The 16,974-nt window shown below is 47.2% G+C and carries 17 protein-coding genes; 6 read left to right on the plus strand and 11 right to left on the minus strand.

Going from position 1 to position 16,974, the window contains the following annotated elements; genetic code table 11:
• Nucleotides 1-38: 38 nt before the first annotated feature.
• Nucleotides 39-551 (plus strand): YpuI family protein, encoded by a 513-nt coding sequence (locus BBR47_RS10835; protein ID WP_012685812.1) that lies wholly within the window; start codon nucleotides 39-41, stop codon nucleotides 549-551.
• Nucleotides 552-630: 79 nt separating this feature from the next.
• Here the strand turns inward: BBR47_RS10835 and BBR47_RS10840 are convergent, their stop codons facing one another.
• The 5 genes from BBR47_RS10840 to BBR47_RS10860 all read right to left on the minus strand — a co-directional run bounded on the left by BBR47_RS10840 (nucleotide 631) and on the right by BBR47_RS10860 (nucleotide 6,177).
• On the minus strand, nucleotides 631-2,031 hold the full coding sequence (locus BBR47_RS10840) for a S8 family peptidase (protein WP_012685813.1): 1,401 nt from the start codon (nucleotides 2,029-2,031) through the stop codon (nucleotides 631-633).
• A gap of 85 nt (nucleotides 2,032-2,116) precedes the next feature.
• Nucleotides 2,117-2,887: a Cof-type HAD-IIB family hydrolase gene (locus tag BBR47_RS10845; protein ID WP_012685814.1), complete on the minus strand. Its 771-nt coding sequence runs from the start codon at nucleotides 2,885-2,887 to the stop codon at nucleotides 2,117-2,119.
• A 112-nt stretch (nucleotides 2,888-2,999) separates the two neighbouring features.
• Nucleotides 3,000-4,115 (minus strand): ABC transporter ATP-binding protein, encoded by a 1,116-nt coding sequence (locus BBR47_RS10850; RefSeq protein WP_012685815.1) that lies wholly within the window; start codon nucleotides 4,113-4,115, stop codon nucleotides 3,000-3,002.
• Between the two features lie 112 nt (nucleotides 4,116-4,227).
• A complete protein-coding gene (locus tag BBR47_RS10855; protein WP_012685816.1) occupies nucleotides 4,228-5,235 on the minus strand; it encodes a PucR family transcriptional regulator in 1,008 nt (335 codons plus the stop codon).
• A 42-nt stretch (nucleotides 5,236-5,277) separates the two neighbouring features.
• Nucleotides 5,278-6,177, minus strand: a complete 900-nt coding sequence (locus BBR47_RS10860; protein ID WP_012685817.1) for a metallophosphoesterase — start codon at nucleotides 6,175-6,177, stop codon at nucleotides 5,278-5,280.
• A 162-nt stretch (nucleotides 6,178-6,339) separates the two neighbouring features.
• Between BBR47_RS10860 and acsA the strand changes: the two genes are divergently transcribed.
• Entirely contained in the window at nucleotides 6,340-8,055 is a 1,716-nt protein-coding gene (gene acsA / locus BBR47_RS10865) for an acetate--CoA ligase (RefSeq protein WP_012685818.1), read from the plus strand.
• A 49-nt stretch (nucleotides 8,056-8,104) separates the two neighbouring features.
• Here the strand turns inward: acsA and BBR47_RS10870 are convergent, their stop codons facing one another.
• From BBR47_RS10870 to BBR47_RS10880, 3 genes are all read right to left on the minus strand, one after another.
• Nucleotides 8,105-9,130: a cation diffusion facilitator family transporter gene (locus tag BBR47_RS10870; protein ID WP_012685819.1), complete on the minus strand. Its 1,026-nt coding sequence runs from the start codon at nucleotides 9,128-9,130 to the stop codon at nucleotides 8,105-8,107.
• 27 nt (nucleotides 9,131-9,157) lie between these two features.
• Nucleotides 9,158-10,198, minus strand: a complete 1,041-nt coding sequence (locus tag BBR47_RS10875) for a flavin-containing monooxygenase (protein WP_012685820.1) — start codon at nucleotides 10,196-10,198, stop codon at nucleotides 9,158-9,160.
• Between the two features lie 144 nt (nucleotides 10,199-10,342).
• Nucleotides 10,343-10,732 (minus strand): ArsR/SmtB family transcription factor, encoded by a 390-nt coding sequence (locus BBR47_RS10880; RefSeq protein ID WP_012685821.1) that lies wholly within the window; start codon nucleotides 10,730-10,732, stop codon nucleotides 10,343-10,345.
• 175 nt (nucleotides 10,733-10,907) lie between these two features.
• Between BBR47_RS10880 and BBR47_RS10885 the strand changes: the two genes are divergently transcribed.
• From BBR47_RS10885 to BBR47_RS10900, 4 genes are read left to right on the plus strand one after another with little or no spacing between them, the layout of a single operon-like run.
• The gene (locus BBR47_RS10885; protein ID WP_012685822.1) at nucleotides 10,908-11,912 is read left to right on the plus strand and encodes a permease; all 1,005 of its coding nucleotides are present in this window, start codon (nucleotides 10,908-10,910) and stop codon (nucleotides 11,910-11,912) included.
• 10 nt (nucleotides 11,913-11,922) lie between these two features.
• Entirely contained in the window at nucleotides 11,923-12,915 is a 993-nt protein-coding gene (locus tag BBR47_RS10890; protein ID WP_012685823.1) for a TIGR03943 family putative permease subunit, read from the plus strand.
• A gap of 16 nt (nucleotides 12,916-12,931) precedes the next feature.
• Entirely contained in the window at nucleotides 12,932-13,384 is a 453-nt protein-coding gene (locus BBR47_RS10895) for a GNAT family N-acetyltransferase (protein ID WP_012685824.1), read from the plus strand.
• Nucleotides 13,385-13,408: 24 nt separating this feature from the next.
• Nucleotides 13,409-14,863 carry a M1 family metallopeptidase gene (locus tag BBR47_RS10900; protein ID WP_041749364.1) on the plus strand — a complete coding sequence of 485 codons (1,455 nt, stop codon included), beginning with the start codon at nucleotides 13,409-13,411 and terminating at the stop codon, nucleotides 14,861-14,863.
• 86 nt (nucleotides 14,864-14,949) lie between these two features.
• Here the strand turns inward: BBR47_RS10900 and BBR47_RS10905 are convergent, their stop codons facing one another.
• From BBR47_RS10905 to BBR47_RS10915, 3 genes are all read right to left on the minus strand, one after another.
• Nucleotides 14,950-15,354, minus strand: a complete 405-nt coding sequence (locus BBR47_RS10905; protein ID WP_012685826.1) for an SET domain-containing protein — start codon at nucleotides 15,352-15,354, stop codon at nucleotides 14,950-14,952.
• Between the two features lie 81 nt (nucleotides 15,355-15,435).
• Nucleotides 15,436-16,083 carry a response regulator gene (locus BBR47_RS10910; RefSeq protein ID WP_012685827.1) on the minus strand — a complete coding sequence of 216 codons (648 nt, stop codon included), beginning with the start codon at nucleotides 16,081-16,083 and terminating at the stop codon, nucleotides 15,436-15,438.
• The gene (locus tag BBR47_RS10915; protein WP_041749365.1) at nucleotides 16,080-16,886 is read right to left on the minus strand and encodes a sensor histidine kinase; all 807 of its coding nucleotides are present in this window, start codon (nucleotides 16,884-16,886) and stop codon (nucleotides 16,080-16,082) included. The genes BBR47_RS10910 and BBR47_RS10915 overlap by 4 nt, the downstream gene beginning before the upstream one ends.
• Nucleotides 16,887-16,974 lie beyond the last annotated feature (88 nt).

Consider the following 16,974-nt stretch of genomic DNA (forward strand, 5'->3'; position numbering starts at 1 on the left):
TTATAAAAAAGCAGATTCTTCAACACTAGGGGGACTTTATGTCAGCGACTCATCTAAAGCAATTGTGCGAGGAGACGTACACCAAGTTGAAAAAGGTCAGCATGGAAGTAGAGCGTTTTTTGAATCAGGTTACCTTATCTGGTCTTGTATCGGCATCAGGTGATCCTGAAGAATTTGAAACGTATTACCGTAACTATCTTTCCGACTTGCGCCACCTTTTAGTCTACTGCGAAAATGCATACGAAAGGCTGGGAGTATCACTCCGACGCGCACGATTTCATGAGGAGTTTGCTGAGGAAGTATTGTATCAGGTATACCATTCCTGTATAAATAACTTCTACTATCCTAAAGGTGAGGTTTACGAAGAAGATGGTCGGTTGGCCTATACGGGTCAGGACTGTATCATTTTCCGTAAACAGGTGGTTCCTGAGTTGGAGCAGTTGACCTTGTCCCTGTCTAGAGTGTTCGAACAGTTGCGTAATGATTTGCAGTATTACGAGACAGACTACATAGCGAAAAAACAAATGCAACAAGAAAAAGCACGAGCTTAAAAAAGCCGTGCCTCTATATAAACGGAAAAAGGTGGAATGGACCACCTTTTTTATTTTTGAGCTTTTTTGCTCACTAATCTTATTGCGCACCAAAACGCAGACGTTGAAAAAATTTATTGAGCAAGCCGCCGATTGTTTTTGGAGGCTGTTCCGTTTTGACTTCCTCGACCGGCTGGGCTTGACGAAGGGCCTGATTCACATTGATCATACCGTACCCGTATAACTGATCGTGACCCGGAGCTCCGAGGTCAGTTGCAGAATGTCTTATGAGATTCATCACGTCTCGGGTGTTCATATCGGGATGAACGGAACGGATGAGCGAAGCGAGTGCAGCGACATGAGGACAAGCCATCGAAGTACCTGATAGCGAGGCATAGTCGCTATAAATGTACGTGCTCGGAATATCGACCCCAGGAGCAGATACATCTACATAATCACCAAAGTTGGAAAAATCCGCGCGTTCTTTACGGTGGTCGACAGCGGCAACGGCGAGGACTTCATCATAGGCTGCAGGATAGCTAGGCTGATCGCTCGCATCGTTTCCGGAAGCCGCGACTAACACGACATTATTATCAAAGGCATAGCGACAAGCTTCCCGCAGAGCAGCAGAGGAGGTGTAGTTACCTACGCTTAAGTTGATGACATCTGCTCCGTTATCGGTTGCCCAATAAATCCCGTGAGCAATGTCTACAGCTGATCCCGAGCCGTCTGCGCCAATGGCTTTAACCGGCATGATCTTACTATTCCAGGACATCCCGGCAATGCCATCTCTGTTATTCGTTTTCGCTGCTATGACACCAGATACGTGGGTTCCATGACCATTATCGTCCTGAGGTTTGTTACTGCCATCCAAAACGTTATAGCCTTTGACCAGCTTTCCAGCAAATTCTGGATGCTTCATATCCACACCTGTATCGACGACTGCTACGATAACATCACTGCTACCTTCGCTGACATCCCAGCTTTTCTCCATGCCGATTAGAGGAAGATTCCATTGGTATTCCTTGTAATACGGATCGTTTGGCTTCACGTTCGGGAGTAAGAGGTAATTTGGCTCGGCAAATACGGAGTCAGGATGTTCAGCCAGTTTTTTCATGAGCTGCTTGGTAGTCATGCTCTTTGATTTGATGATGAGAAATTTGTCAAAGTCGCGCTTGATCTTGGCATCCAAAGAGGAAACAAGCTGATCAATTTTTTCTTGCTTGGGACGAGGGGAAAAGCGCACGACGACTTCATTCTCTACATAATGACTGCGGTCACGTTGGTTATGATGAAGCGTTTGGATATGGCTTTTTTTCTCCAGGTCACGACGGACGTCTTTTACCTGTTCAATGTAGTTAATCCGTGGAATTCTCGCCTGAACGGATGTCACGCGGGGATGAGGTTCGCGCATTTCCTGTTCTGCATGCTGATTCATCCGATACGGGACAACGACGAGACCGACCAAGGCAATAGCGGCAACAAAAGGCCAGACGCGCAAAAAAACTCACTCCCTCCAGTGCTGTTATCTATATCGTGCACATGAAGGGAGTGATTATGAAGGAAATACCTTACAGTTAACGTGACTAGATTAAACCAAGCTTTGCTAAACCATGTTGGATGCCATTGTCGTTTACGTGGCGCGTAATCATATTGGCGAACGGCTTCAATTCTTCATGAGCATTCCCCATCGCTACTCCCATGCCAACATAGGAGAGCATCTCTTTATCATTCAATCCGTCTCCAAAGGCAACAGCATCCGCTGGAGTCAGTCCAAAATGTTTTAAGACAGCTTCAATTCCTTTTGCTTTGGAGCCGTTCGGGGGCAAAATATCCATGCAGTGTTCATGCCAACGAATATATGAGACGTCATGGAATTCACCCGTGTATCTCGATTCATCTGCGCCACAGTAGAGAAATGCTTGATAAATCGGTGTTTCCTCCCAGTAGCGATGGCGATACGCTGGGTATTCCAGTCCCAACCAATCAAAAGACTCGATGATATGTGGGTGGTCCATCGCATTGGCATAGAAGTGATCTGCACTCAAAAATACCATCGGATGGGAATGACCCTCAGCCATTTGTTCGAGCTTTGCCAATGTATCTGTCGCAATTGGCTTGTGCTGGATGATCTTCCCTTCGCTCTGCACATACGACCCGTTAAAGCCCACGAATGTCTCAATGCCCAGTTGCTTAGCGATTGGCATCAAATGATAAGGAGCTCGGCCGGTTGCGATCGCGACATGGACACCGTTTTGTTTTAATGTTTGTACGGCGTCCACCGTTGTTTGTGGAATAATATGATCGGTGTTCAGTAAGGTTCCGTCAATGTCAAAAAAGACGATTTGATAAGCCACTTCTTATCCGCTCCTCTCCACGCTCTCTCTCGTTGTTCTCTCTCTATAAAAGGTCTTGCACAAAAAAATAGGAAAAGGAATGCCGACTGGGACACTCCTTTTCATTTCGCTATTAGAATACTGCTACTTCTGTCTCGCTGTCAAATACATGACATTTGGCAAGATCCATCGCTAATTTTACCTTCATCTTTGGTTTTAGCGCTTCACGAGAATCCACGCGCGCCACCATCTGGGTATTCCCGATATTGTGGAAATAGACGTACAATTCGGAGCCCATGTTTTCTACGACTTCAACTTCTGCTTCCAGTGTGCTCTCAAATGGATTTGCTTCCATAAAAGAAGCGTCGCTGTAAATATCCTCCGGGCGAATTCCAAAAATAGCCTGCTTATTTACATAACCTTTTTCCCGTAAAGTCTTGGCTTTATCTTCTGGGAAGCGTACATGAATATTTTGGGCATCAAAATAGAGTGCTCCGTCTTTCTCGGAGAGATTCCCTTTCACGAAGTTCATCGCAGGGGAGCCGATGAAGCTCGCGACAAACAGATTGACTGGATGATTGTAGATTTCAGTCGGGGTTGCCACCTGTTGGATAAGACCGTCCTTCATGACGACGATTCGGTCTCCCATGGTCATGGCTTCCGTTTGATCGTGCGTCACATAAATGATCGTGGTATTCAAGCGTTGATGCAGTTTCAAAATTTCCGTGCGCATTTGTACACGCAGCTTTGCATCGAGGTTGGACAACGGTTCATCCATCAAAAATACTTGCGGCTCACGCACGATCGCACGACCTAGTGCGACACGCTGTCTTTGCCCCCCGGATAGCGCTTTTGGCTTCCGGTCTAGCAAATGCGAAATATCGAGGATTCGCGCTGCATCTTGAATGCGTTTATCAATATCGGATTTGGAGAATTTGCGCAATTTCAGGCCGAAAGCCATATTTTCGTATACATTCATATGCGGATAGAGTGCATAGCTTTGAAACACCATGGCGATGTCGCGATCTTTGGGAGCTACATCGTTGACGCGGCGATCGCCTATGTATAAATCACCTTCCGAAATCTCTTCCAGACCTGCAATCATGCGCAGCGTGGTAGATTTTCCACAACCAGATGGTCCGACGAGAACGAGGAATTCGCGATCTTGAATTTCCAAGTGAAAATCGTCAACTGCCGTAACGTTGTTTCCATATCGTTTATAAATGTGGGAAAGACTTACCTTTGCCATGAAAAAGGCACCTCCTCGGGATTGTGAAGAGAGAAAATTCTTGGATGACTATAAGGGTAGGGTACCAATTCACTTGCAGGTTGGATATGGACAGTATATACAAAATGTTTTGTTAATTTTGACGAAAGAGAAGGTAGAGCTGTAGCAAGACGGCATCAGGAAACAATCGCGGGTCTAATCCGGTTTGTTCCGTCAGCTTGTCCAATCGATACAACAGTGTATTCCGGTGAAGGAAAAGCTGTCGTGCGGTATCGCTTACATTCAATTGTCTGGCGAACAACGTATCTAATGTTTCCAGTTGTTCATCTGTCATGTGCGGAACAGTTATGACAGCGGACAGCTCGTTTGCGAGAGCGGCTGCTATTTCTTTGGGGAGAGAAGCTGCCCATCGTTCTAGCGGATAAGACCAATCTCCAGCGACCATCATTTGTGGCCGATAGGCTTGAAGGGCACGAGCTAGTGATAATTGCCGTAAAAGAGTGTCGCCCAATGCAAGTGGACTCGTGATTGGCGATCCGACAACAAGGCGAACAGGTTCCATCCATTCCATCGAAATCAGATCATGTAGGCCAGATGCCCACTCCAAAAGCTCTGAGGCCGTTTTTTGATGATCGAGCATGGAGACAGGGACGATGAGAAGCGCATATGTTTGTGTTAACGGAATGAAATCGGGTACGCCTTCAAAAAAATCATGCAGCAAGGGCTGCAAAAAATCCCATTCTCCCTTTCGATCCGGTCTGCATCGCTCTAATAAAAAAGAGACGCGCGCTTCTTTCCACGGCCATTTTGCTTCCAGCTGAGCAGGGATGGCAACAGGGGAGCCGGAGACCATGCTTGAAAGCCAACTGGCTATCTGTTTTGGGAGGGGAAGCGTTGCTGGATCATCCAGATGAGAAAAAATCAGATCCAACAACGCTCGGGCTGAAGTATGCCAGGATGCCGTTTCGATAAGGATCACTGTCATCACATCGTTGCTCGAATGGAAGGCAACTTGCTCCCAGCCTTTTTGTACCCAATCCTGCTGGGCCTGCGCTGCTTCTGTTTGTGAGACTTGTACATATTCAATAGGTAAATTCGTCGCTTGTCGGATGTGCTCGACATCTCTCTTCCAATTTTCCACAAGGTGACCCCCATCTCGACACGAAAGTAAGGCTATTATACCTTAGTCGAGGGCGAGCACGGCAGCGGTTTCTTGAAGAGCCGGAGCTGGAGTGGCTATCTCATGAAGTGGAGTATCACTGCCCAGTACATGCAAGGTGATCTCGGGGCGGGAACGCAGACGGATGTTTACCCCTGTTTGCCCCAGGCCCTCGCTGATGTAAAAGGGTCGACCATCCATCTCGTGAAGACCTTTCACGATATTTTGCTTCGGAAGTTTCCCCATCTTTACGAGATGAAAGGGGCGAGGCCAATGGATCTGTCCTCCGTGAAAATGCCCTGACAACAAATAATCGTAAGCATACTCCTTCATGTGCAAAACTATATTAGGATCATGAGTCAAGACGAGCCTTGCTCCTGTCTCGGGAACTCCGAAGAAAGACTTGGCCAGGTTGCTATGGCGCGTGCTAAAATCATCCACACCGATAAGGTGCAGGGGCTGCCCCTTGTGATAGATCGTTTCATTTTCGTTGACAAGAACACGACAGCCAATTCGTTCCAACTCTGATTTTAACTGTGCAAGCTTGAAAGGGGTAAGCACGTAATCGTGATTGCCAAAAACTACATAAGTTCCGAGTGTCGGCTGTAATTGCTGAAGACATTGCACAAAAGCAACTGCCTTCGGAATGTTTTTGTCGCGGTCGAGCAAGTCTCCGGTAATCACAATCAGGTCTACCTGACGCTGCGAAAAGTCAGCGACAATGCGCTGGGGCAATACAGATAAGTTTTCCATGTGCAAATCAGACAAATGCAAGATCGAAATCGGCTCAAAATCATGCGGTTGTTGAAGGTGCCGGGATTTTTGCAAGGGTATTGCTACTTCCTTTATTTGAACATCGAATGTATTGCGATAGGCCCGAAAAAGCAACAAAGCGATAGCGCCAAGTAAAAGAAACCAGATCATCAAGGTCAGCCATCTCCTTTGTGGTAAGAATACTGTCCATTATACAAGAAAAAGTTCGCAATCGAATAAGTAGGTTCTGGCAGGAGGAATTACGCAAAAAATGTAGAAATATTATGAATGTTACGTAGTGAGAAAAACGATGTAGAGTGGGAGAGTGAAGACATGAACGTTGAGAAAATTCCAGCAACGGAAGGCCCTTATAATCTGAAAAATTATGACGAAACATATGCGAATTTTGATTGGGCAGATGTGGAGAAGCAATTCTCTTGGTATGAAACCGGGAAAGTGAACATGGTGTATGAAGCCATTGATCGACATCTCGCTACTGATCGGAAAGACAAAATTGCTTTGATGTACAGCAATGCCACGAGAGACGAGACCTATACTTTCGCGCAATTAAGCGAATTATCCAATAAATTCGGGAATGTTTTGCGGAATTTGGGCATTGTAAAAGGAGACCGCGTTTTCGTCTTTATGCCGCGTTCGCCGGAGCTTTATGTAAGCGTTTTAGGCACAATCAAGGTTGGCGCAATTGTAGGACCGCTGTTCGAAGCGTTCATGGAAGCAGCTGTGCGTGATCGCTTGGAAAATAGCGAAGCCGTTGCGATCGTTACGACACCTGCACTATTGCCACGCATACCTGTTAACGACCTGCCTGCCTTAAAACACGTGATTGTTGTAGGTGCAGAAGAGGAGCTAAAAGAAGGTCACATCCGCTTTGAAAAAGCGATGGAAGAAGCCTCCACCGAGCTGGAAATCGAATGGGTTGATCGTGAGGATGGAATGATCCTTCATTACACCTCAGGCTCAACGGGCAAGCCAAAGGGTGTTCTGCATGTTCACAATGCCATGATCCAGCACTACCAAACTGGGAAATGGATTCTCGACTTGCAAGAGGATGATATTTATTGGTGCACAGCCGATCCTGGCTGGGTAACGGGTACTTCTTATGGCATTTTTTCACCTTGGTTGAATGGAGCAACGATTGTCGTACGTGGCGGACGTTTCACTCCGGAAGACTGGTATAAAGTCATTGAGAAGAACAAAGTATCGATCTGGTTCAGTGCTCCGACTACGTTCCGTATGTTCATGGGGGCAGGGGATGAACTCGTCAAGCAATTTGACTTATCCAGTCTGCGTCACGTCCTGAGCGTTGGAGAACCGCTCAATCCGGAAGTTGTTCACTGGGGCATGCGGGTGTTTAATCAACGCATTCATGACAACTGGTGGATGACGGAAACAGGTGCTCAGTTGATTTCTAACTATCGCTGTATGGCGATCAAGCCTGGATCGATGGGTAAACCGTTCCCAGGTATATACGCAGCGATTATTGACGACCGTGGAAATGAGCTGCCACCGAATCGAATGGGGAATCTGGCAATCCGTACAGGGTGGCCAGCTATGATGAGACAAATCTGGAACAACCCAGCGAAGTACGAAGAATACTTCAGCATCCCAGGCTGGTATGTATCCGGGGATTCTGCATACAAGGATGAAGAAGGCTACTTCTGGTTCCAAGGCCGTATTGATGACGTGATCAATACTTCCGGTGAGCGAGTCGGTCCGTTTGAAGTAGAGAGCAAGCTCGTGGAGCATCCAGCAGTAGCCGAAGCGGGCGTCATTGGTAAACCAGATCCGGTTCGTGGTGAAATTATCAAAGCATTCATCGCGCTGCGGGCTGGGTATGAGCCAAGTGAAGCGTTGATGGAAGAAATTCGCAAGTTTGTGAAAGAAGGACTGGCTGCACATGCTGCTCCTCGAGAAATCGAATTCCGCGACAAGTTGCCAAAAACGCGTTCCGGAAAGATCATGCGCCGCGTCTTGAAAGCGTGGGAATTAGGTCTACCAACTGGTGACCTGTCTACGATGGAAGATTAATCACAAGTAAAACCATCTCTCGGAAATGCCGGGAGATGGTTTTCTTTTTTTAGGAATGGCTATGTTGTTTATGATCATGCGGATGGTCATGGTCATGGTCGTGATTGTGCTCATGGTTATGATCGTGATCGTGATCGTGCGAATCGGATGTTGCCTGGCAATGTAAGTCACCATGTCGAGTAGAGGAGTTCTCAATCTGGATGGTAGCGTGTGTAATGCCGAAATCTTTTTCCAAAAGGACCAGTGCGTCATTTAACACAGGGTAGCTGGGCAAATCGTCCTCGACAACCAGATGGCATGTCAGGGAATCAAATCCGGAAGTAACCGTCCAAATGTGCAGGTCATGCACTTTGATAACTCCAGGCAGCTGACTGAGTGACTCTTCCACTTTTGTTGTATCCAGGCGTGAAGGGGCGCCTTCCAGCAAAATATTGACGGATTCTTTCGTTACACGCCATGCGCTCAGCATGATCAGGACTGCCACGACGATACTGATGATCGGGTCGGCAATGTACCAGCCAAAAGCCCACATCAGGATACCACCAACGATTGCCCCAACAGAACCGAGAAGATCGCCGAGAACGTGGAGATAGGCACTGCGTACATTGACGTTGTTTTTGGTATCGCCACGCATGAGTACCATGGCTGCAGCAATATTCGCCAAGAGTCCGACTGTGGCGATGATGATCATGGAGCCACTGGCAACCTCAGGCGGATTCCACATGCGTTGGAACCCTTCCCAGAAAATGAACAAGGAAATCAGTACAAGTGTCACGCCATTGGTCAGTGCAGCCAAGATTTCAAAACGTTTCAACCCGAATGTCCTCTTTGCAGAAGGTGGTCGTGCAGCGAAATGAACAGCGATCAAGCTCAATAGAAGTGCTAATGCATCGCTCAACATATGCCCAGCATCAGAGAGCAGCGCCAAACTATTGGTGAGGAAGCCCCCGATGGTTTCTACAACCAGAAATACAGCAATGATGAGGAAAGAAATGAGAAGAGCTCGTTTACTGGCTCCTTTTCCATGATGATGGTGATCGTGTCCATCTCCGTGATCGTGATGGTGAAAGCCCATGATAGAATCCTCCTTATAGAAAATAACTTATAAATGTTCCACTAGATAAAGGGCGTCTTTTCCTACACCGCCCATAAGCGCTGACGCCCTCGTATGCTGCCATGGAAGTCCGAGAAAGGATAGGCCAGGCACTTTTGTGATACCCCGAAGATGAATGGGTCTGCCTTTCGAATCAAGCACATCTGGAATACTCAGCCAATCGTAGTTTGGTCGAAAGCCAGTGGCCCACAATACGTTATTGACTGTTGCCTCTGTTCCATCTGCAAAATAAACGGTACGCCCATTAACCTGTACGGTTCGAGAAACCAACCGCAATGCTCCTGAGCGAGAGAGCTCGCGCACCTGGTTTTTGTAGCCGAATATCGGATCGGGTGAACTGCGCATTTTCTTGCCGATCCAAGTGGAGTGGGGAGCATCGAGTAATCCAAATGTCTTCATGTAATCAAATATAGGTTTTCCAAATATGAAGTTTGGCAAATAAGAGCGTGATTCTCCCTGTGAAAAAATAACGGGTCGATGAGCGGCGAGCTCTACCGCAATCTGTGCCCCAGAGTTGCCGCTGCCAACGACAAGGACCGGGCCGTCGATAAGCTGGCTCTCATTCTTGTACTGCGAAGTGTGCAGTTGATGAACGGTGTGGTCCAATCTGTTCGCAATATCTGGGATAAACGGCGTATGAAATGGCCCTGTTGCAATGACGACTTGCTTCGCGTGGAGCAGACGGTCTTGTGTCCGTACTTGGAAGCGGGAACCAATTTTGCTAAGCTCCATAACAGTCATACCAAGCATGACAGGCAATTCGAAATGTTTGGCGTACAATTCTAGGTAGTCTGCCGCTTCATCCTTGTTTGGGAGCGTATTCTGCTCTCCGGGAAACGTAAGACCAGGTAGTTGATTATGTTTACGTGGTGTAAAAAGCACCAGCGAATCGTAGCGTTGCCGCCAACTGTCCCCGATCCGTTGGTTTTGCTCCACGATGACAAAACGGCGATTTTTACGCTTGAGTGCATATCCGAGAGCAAGTCCTGCCTGCCCTCCGCCAATTACGATGACGTCATAGTCGTTCATGATTTGGGCCTTCTTTCTGGTAATTGATTACCTAAATCATACCATACTCATTATTATATTCAATTAATTGTTTGAATGTTTTTTTGAAAATCAGCAAAAAAGGCCGCCACTATTAGTGACGGACCTGTTTAAAAGCCAGTGGATTTACGGTTTTGATTGCCTCAATTCGGCAGCATGCTCAATACCACACATGATTAAATGGCGGACATGATCGTCATCGAGTGAGTAATAGACGAGCTTGCCACTTTTGCGGTATCGGGCGAGACCCATGTTTTTTAACAAGCGCAGATGGTGAGAGGTATTGGGGATCGAACTATTGATGGTTGCTGCGACATCACAAACGCATAGTTCTCCTTCAAGTGCCAGCGCGTAAATAATTTTTGCTCGCGTATCGTCTGCGAGAGCCTTGAAGAGAGGGGCGACACCATCCGTTTCCGTCATTCTAGGCCGAAGCCTGTTTACTTTTTCTTCATCGATCGTCTGGACTTCACAAACCTCTAGATCAGTGGGAATGCGCTGAATGTCTTCGCTCACTTCATTCACCCCGAACCGTACGATTTTTCACCATTATAAGACGGATACAGGGGGAAGGGAAGGCTGGACAACCTGTTGATTTTGTAAAAAAAATAAAGGACAAGAAGGAAAAATAGGTGTCTGCATATAAATAGGAATGATACCTATTTACAAAATGAGAGGAGAGAACTCCCGCTTGATTCTGAAGATTCGCCAATTTTTAGTTGAAATAATCGGGGCGCTTCTGCTTGGTCTAGGTGTCGTTTGGTTAACGATGGGAAGTGACAGCAGCTTGTTTTCCGGTTGGAGCATAAAGTGGTCCCCTTTATGGCTTGATGTGAAAACCTTTTTCCTTAGTATTTGGCTGGAAGCAATTCCGTTTGTCCTCTTGGGTGTATTCTTTTCGGCATTTATCCAGACGTTTGTGACAGAAGAGCAGGTGAGGCGTTGGACACCGAAGCATCCACTCGTGGCCCTGCCATTTGCCGGGTTGCTTGGATTTTTGTTCCCTGTCTGTGAATGTGCCATTATCCCTGTGGTTCGTCGCTTGATCCAAAAAGGGATGCCGCTGTCAGTCGGGATTGTTTTCTTATTGGCAGGTCCGATTGTGAATCCCGTTGTTTTGTCATCGACCTATGTCGCTTTCGCCCGTCAGCCGGAAATGGCTCTCTACCGGGGCGTTGCGGGATTCGTTGTTGCGCTCATAGTGGGCATGCTTGTCTTCTTGTTTGTCAAAAAAAATCCGATACGGCTCGGCATGGAATCGCAAATCAGTCATGAAGCCGATCATGTAAAAGCGACGAGTGGAAAGCTGTCCTCGACATTTGCGCACGCAGTGGACGAATTTTTTGATATGGGAAAATATTTGTTGTTTGGTGCGTTTATCAGTGCACTTTTACAGGTGTACATCAGCCGGGATACGCTCATGGACATCGGTCAAACGCCCCTCACCTCCCATTTTGTCATGATGGGGATGGCGTATTTGTTTTCGCTTTGTTCAGAGGCGGATGCGTTTATTGCTGCCTCCTTTTCCAATACGTTTTCAAGCAGCTCGTTGCTTGCGTTTCTGGTTTTCGGTCCCATGCTCGATTTAAAAACGACGTTGATGCTATTTGGAACGTTTCGCTTTGGTTTTGTTGTCAAGCTGGTCGTAGCTATTACGCTTTTGGTGATTGGCGTCACTATGCTTATGCCGATGTAAGGAGGAGAATATGGATCCGAATAAATTGAAGCGTCATCACATCATGCGCAGTTTGATTTTGGCGGGCATTACAGCGTTGTTGGCCTATTTGATCCTGTCGGAAGCACTCAGTCACTATCTCGCACCCCGATTGCACATGTTCAGCTATGTCACGCTCGCCATTCTGGCTCTGTTGACAATGGTCAGCATACGGCAAATTTTTGTTGGCAGTAGCGTTTACGATTGCGATTGTGAGGAGCAGCACAAAGTACCACGTACACCTATGGGCTCCTTTTTGGTTTATGGATTGTTTGTGCTACCCATCGTAATGGGATTTTTCATGCCGGATAAAATTCTTGGCAGTGATGTAGCGGAAAAGCGGGGGATCACGCTACTCAGCAATGATGTACGAAAGCTGGCGGATGTAACGGCGAATGCGAATGTGAATGCAACAGAGAATGTGAAGCAGACAGCAGGAGTCAAAGAAGATGCCGAGCCAAGTATAAAACCACAGCCAGAGGCTACCAATCAAGTAGCAATACCCCCGGTGCAAGCAACAGACGACGAGCAATTGCGGCAGCGATTCTCGAACGGGGGATTTGGTGACTTTTACACGGATATAGCCGTCTTTTTACATAAACAACCAGTGATTGAACTGAATGACAAAATGTTCTTGGACGGACTCACCACGATGGAGCTATATGCAAAAGAATTTGCTGGAAAAGAGCTTGAGACTTTTGGGTTTGTATATCGACAGCCTGATTTTACCAAGCAGCAGTTTGTCGTGGCGCGGTTCTCCGTCACCTGCTGTACAGCAGATTCCAGTGTCTATGGGGTTCTGGTGGAAAAGGAGGACGCGGACAAATGGAAAAAAGATAGCTGGGTAAAAGTACGCGGAAAGCTAGAGCTGCGTCAGGTAGAAGGATATGACATGCTTGTTCTCAAAGCCTCTCAGGTTGAAGCCGTCTCCGCTCCCAAAGATCCTTATGTGTATTACAGCTTTGAATCAGCTCCAGAAAGTTAAAAGCGGGGGAAACAAAATGATCGTGCGACTAGATTTACAGGATGAACAAACGGTACAAAAACTTTGGAACATGCAGAAAAGAGCGTATCGTGTAGAGGCGGAGTTAATTGGAACAGAAGATATTCCACCTCTGCGAGAATCAGTAGAACAACTGAGGGCATGTGGGGAAACGTTTTATGGCTACATAGAGGGAGACGAGCTGGCAGGGGCTGTTTCTTTTATGATCGAGGGGGAAACGTTGGATATTCACCGAATCATTGTCGATCCTATTCATTTTCGCAAGGGAATCGCGAGTCAATTGCTAGCCTCTGTCCATGAGCATGGTTGCAGCAGGATCGTCGTAGCAACTGGTTCCTTGAATGAACCGGCTGTTCGATTGTATGAAAGACATGGATTTACCTTGACGGATAAAAAAGAAGTGAAGCCCGGTCTGTGGCTATCTTTTTTCGAGAAAACGATTCGACGATAAGGAGAGAGGTTGGGAGGGTTTACGTTGATATCGATTAGGAAGGAAATCAAGTGGCAGCAGCGTTTACTCAAGGCCACGACAATGGCTTCCTTGTTGGCTTTGGTCCTCGGTGGATCTGGGAGTGGCTGGTGGATGCCAGAACAGGTAGGGGCGCAGTCTCCTGCGGTGGGGAAGATAGACGACTTCACAGCCAAGCCTATAGCAGATGGCAGTAAAGGCTCGTACGACCTGAAGTTTGAGATGTCGCCGGAAGGAAAGTTTACCGCTGAGGCCAAGATCATCGTTGAAAATCGTTCCAAGGACGAATGGGATCAGCTGATCTTTTATTTCCTCCCCAATGCATTTACAAAAGAGAACAAACCTCCATTCTTCGAGGACGCAGCCGAAGTGAAAATTCGTGACGCCAAACTGGATGGTGTGAAAGCGAAGTATCAACTAACGGGTGATACGCTTGTCATCCCACTTGCCGAAAAGCTTGCGCCAAATGAGAATCGAGAGGTAACCGTAAAATATGCGTTTACCGTTCCGCGAAAAGGACTGCGTTTTGACCGTACGGAAAATGGCTTTCATTTGGCGCAAGCATATCCGATGCTAGCTACCTACCAGGGGAAAGACGGATGGAATAAGAAGCCGTACTCGCTTCGAGGCGAATCGTATCATACGAGCCATGCGGATTTTTCTATTTCGTACCGCTTGCCGAAAGGGTATACCATCATCAGCTCATCTGATCAGGATAAGGCGTCTAACAATCAGAGCGGTGAAATAAAAGTGAAAAATACGAAGGAAGTATTCATCGCAGTTGTAAAAGGAATGCGTAGTATAAGCAAAACGGTCAAGGGTGTCGAGCTTCGGGTATGGGGAAAGGAAGCAGACAAGGAAGCGATGACAGTCGCCCTGCAAGCTGCGGAAAAATCGTTTGAACAATTCACGGATAAATTGGGGCCGTATCCCCATAAACAACTCGATATCCTGCTGGATGAAACCGCAAGTATGGAATATCCTGGCGTGGTGACGGTCGGACACATGGGGAGTGTGGACCCCGATTTAAGTCACACCGTGGTGCACGAGATTGCCCATCAATGGTTCTATGGAGTGGTCTCGAATGATCCGTTCCATCACGCCTGGTTGGACGAAGGAATAACAGAGCTTGCCACGACGCTCTATTTTTACGATGTTGAGAAAAAAGGGGATGCCAGCTTTTATTTTGCTGAACAAGCTGACGCGACCCAATCGGTTTCCAATCTGCCGCTGGATCAGTTTGGCAAGGGACCGATCGTGGGTCCGGTGTACGGTCAGCCTGTAAAAGAGCTATGGAAGCTGATTACAACATATGGCGATGCGATGGATGGCTGGGAGTTTTTGCAAGCGTATTATCAGACGTACGCCTACAAACAGGTGGATACGCTTGAGTTTGTTCGTTTTGCCACAGCGTATTTTCCAGTGAATGAACAGTACTTCGCGAAATGGCTGCGTTTATAGTACGCCCCTTTACACAGAACAACCCGGATAACGGCACTTTTTTCAAGTGTCAGTTTCCGGGTTTTCCTTCTTTTTAAGGCGTACGCTTATTTGGTATCATCTGTTTCTTTCTGTTGGTCTTCATAAAACCAGAGAGGATCATCGCAATCCTCATCGCCATTGTAATTGATTAAAATTTCTTCACCCGCTTGAATGTCCGTATACGCATAAAAGTCAAACGTGTGGTTGTCGAAGTTAATCTCATACGTGGCATTTGGCGTGTAGGAATGATTAAATAGCATGCCATACCCTAACAAGAAGGCTGTGTGATTTGCACCGTACTCAAATGCATAATCCGCGAGCAAGGTTTTCTCGATATGCTCATGCTCTTCGTTCAAATAGGGCAGCACGGGCGCTTCATGAATCAGGTCGCCTTTTCTGATATCTTGCGTTGCAAATACACCTCTATTTAATTCTCCATTGCTAAGTTTGGAGGTCTTGACTTCGATCATGCGGATCACCTGCATTTCTTATGTCTGTGGAAAACGTATCTTTCTAAGGATGACAGTTGATCGAGCAGAAAGCAATGTTTTTTATTTGATAACCAAATGATGGCGAACCGCATAAGCAGCGAGCTGGACGCGATTAGCCAATTGCAGCTTCTCGAGAATGTTTTTCAGGTGGTTTTTCACAGTGTTTTCTGCGATGATCAGCGCTTCGCTTATTTCCCGATTCGTTTTTCCGGCTCCCACATACATGACGATCTCTCGCTCTCGCGGGGTCAGAACAGCTGGTACCATTTCATCCGTCGCCTCTTCTTGACGGAAGCGGTACATGAGCCGGGTTGCCATTTCGCGGGTCAACTCACTGTCCTCGCCGAGCAAGGCATGCAAGTAGTTAATCCAGTCGTCAGGCTCTAAATTTTTCAGCAAGTAACCTTGGGCACCGAATTGAATGGCCGTGATCAGGTCAGCAACGTCATCGGAGACGCTGAGAATGACGACCTTGATGTGCGGGTATGCTTTCTTGACCTCGCGGGTCGCTTCGAGTCCGCTCCATTTCGGCATGTTGATGTCCATGAGCACAAGGTCCGGTTGTATTTGTCCGCATAGGAGAAAGGCTTCCTCGCCATTTTGTGCTTCTCCGATGACTTCAAAAGAGGGATCGGGATCAAGCAGGCTGCGAATGGCCATGCGAGCCATCGGGTGGTCGTCGGCGATCAATACACGGTAAGCGTTCATAGTGTTTTTCCTCCTGAATGAGAAGATAAGCGGATGATCGTACCGCCTGCCGGTCGTAACTGAATGTCGATGGATGCGTTCAACTGGCGTGCTCGCTCGCGCATCATGGACAGACCGTATTTTTTCGTGTCGGGAAAAGGGTTAGAAATCCCAATGCCATCGTCCTCAACGGAGAGAACCCAGCCAGTTGGTTCATCTGTCGTGAGGTGAATCCACGAATGCTTGGCCTGAGAATGCTTGCGAATGTTTGCAAAAGCTTCCTGGATGATCCCGAACAGTTGCACCTCTGCGGTGGGAGTAAAAAAGCCGTCTTTGACATGTAATTCGCTTGCAACGTCGATTCCAGATAAAGCGCTCCATTGCGCCAGCCATTTCTCAAGGCGCTGATCCAGACTGCCTTCTTCTGGCAATGAGCGCAAGTTAAAGATGGCTTGCCGCACATGATTGTCGATGGCAGATACAGCGATCCGTGCATCGTCCAAGTGTCCCTGCTTCAGCTTTACGTTGAGGAAGAACAGAGATTGGGCAATCCCGTCGTGTAATTCGCGAGCAAGGCGTTCCCGCTCTTCATAAACAGCGCGACGAGCTTGTTCCTCGATAATTCGTGCATTCATTTGTTTAAGGGTGTGAAACATCCAGGTAGCGAATAAAAAAGAGAGAAGGAGCGTCAAGAGGGTAATGTACACATTTCCGGCTTCCATAGACATATAGGGCAGCAGAAAGTCGTGACGGATGAATTCAAAACCCCCGATGATGATGGTTGGAATCAAAAAGGTCAACCAATAAAAAATCCGATAGGACATGCAGATGCCTCCTAGCATGACTGTTGGCAAACATTCCTTTAGTATACCGAATGGGACGAGCGGATGGTATACTCAGGTGAGAAAAGGT

The organism is Brevibacillus brevis NBRC 100599 (assembly GCF_000010165.1).
GTDB classification, from domain to species: domain Bacteria; phylum Bacillota; class Bacilli; order Brevibacillales; family Brevibacillaceae; genus Brevibacillus; species Brevibacillus brevis_D.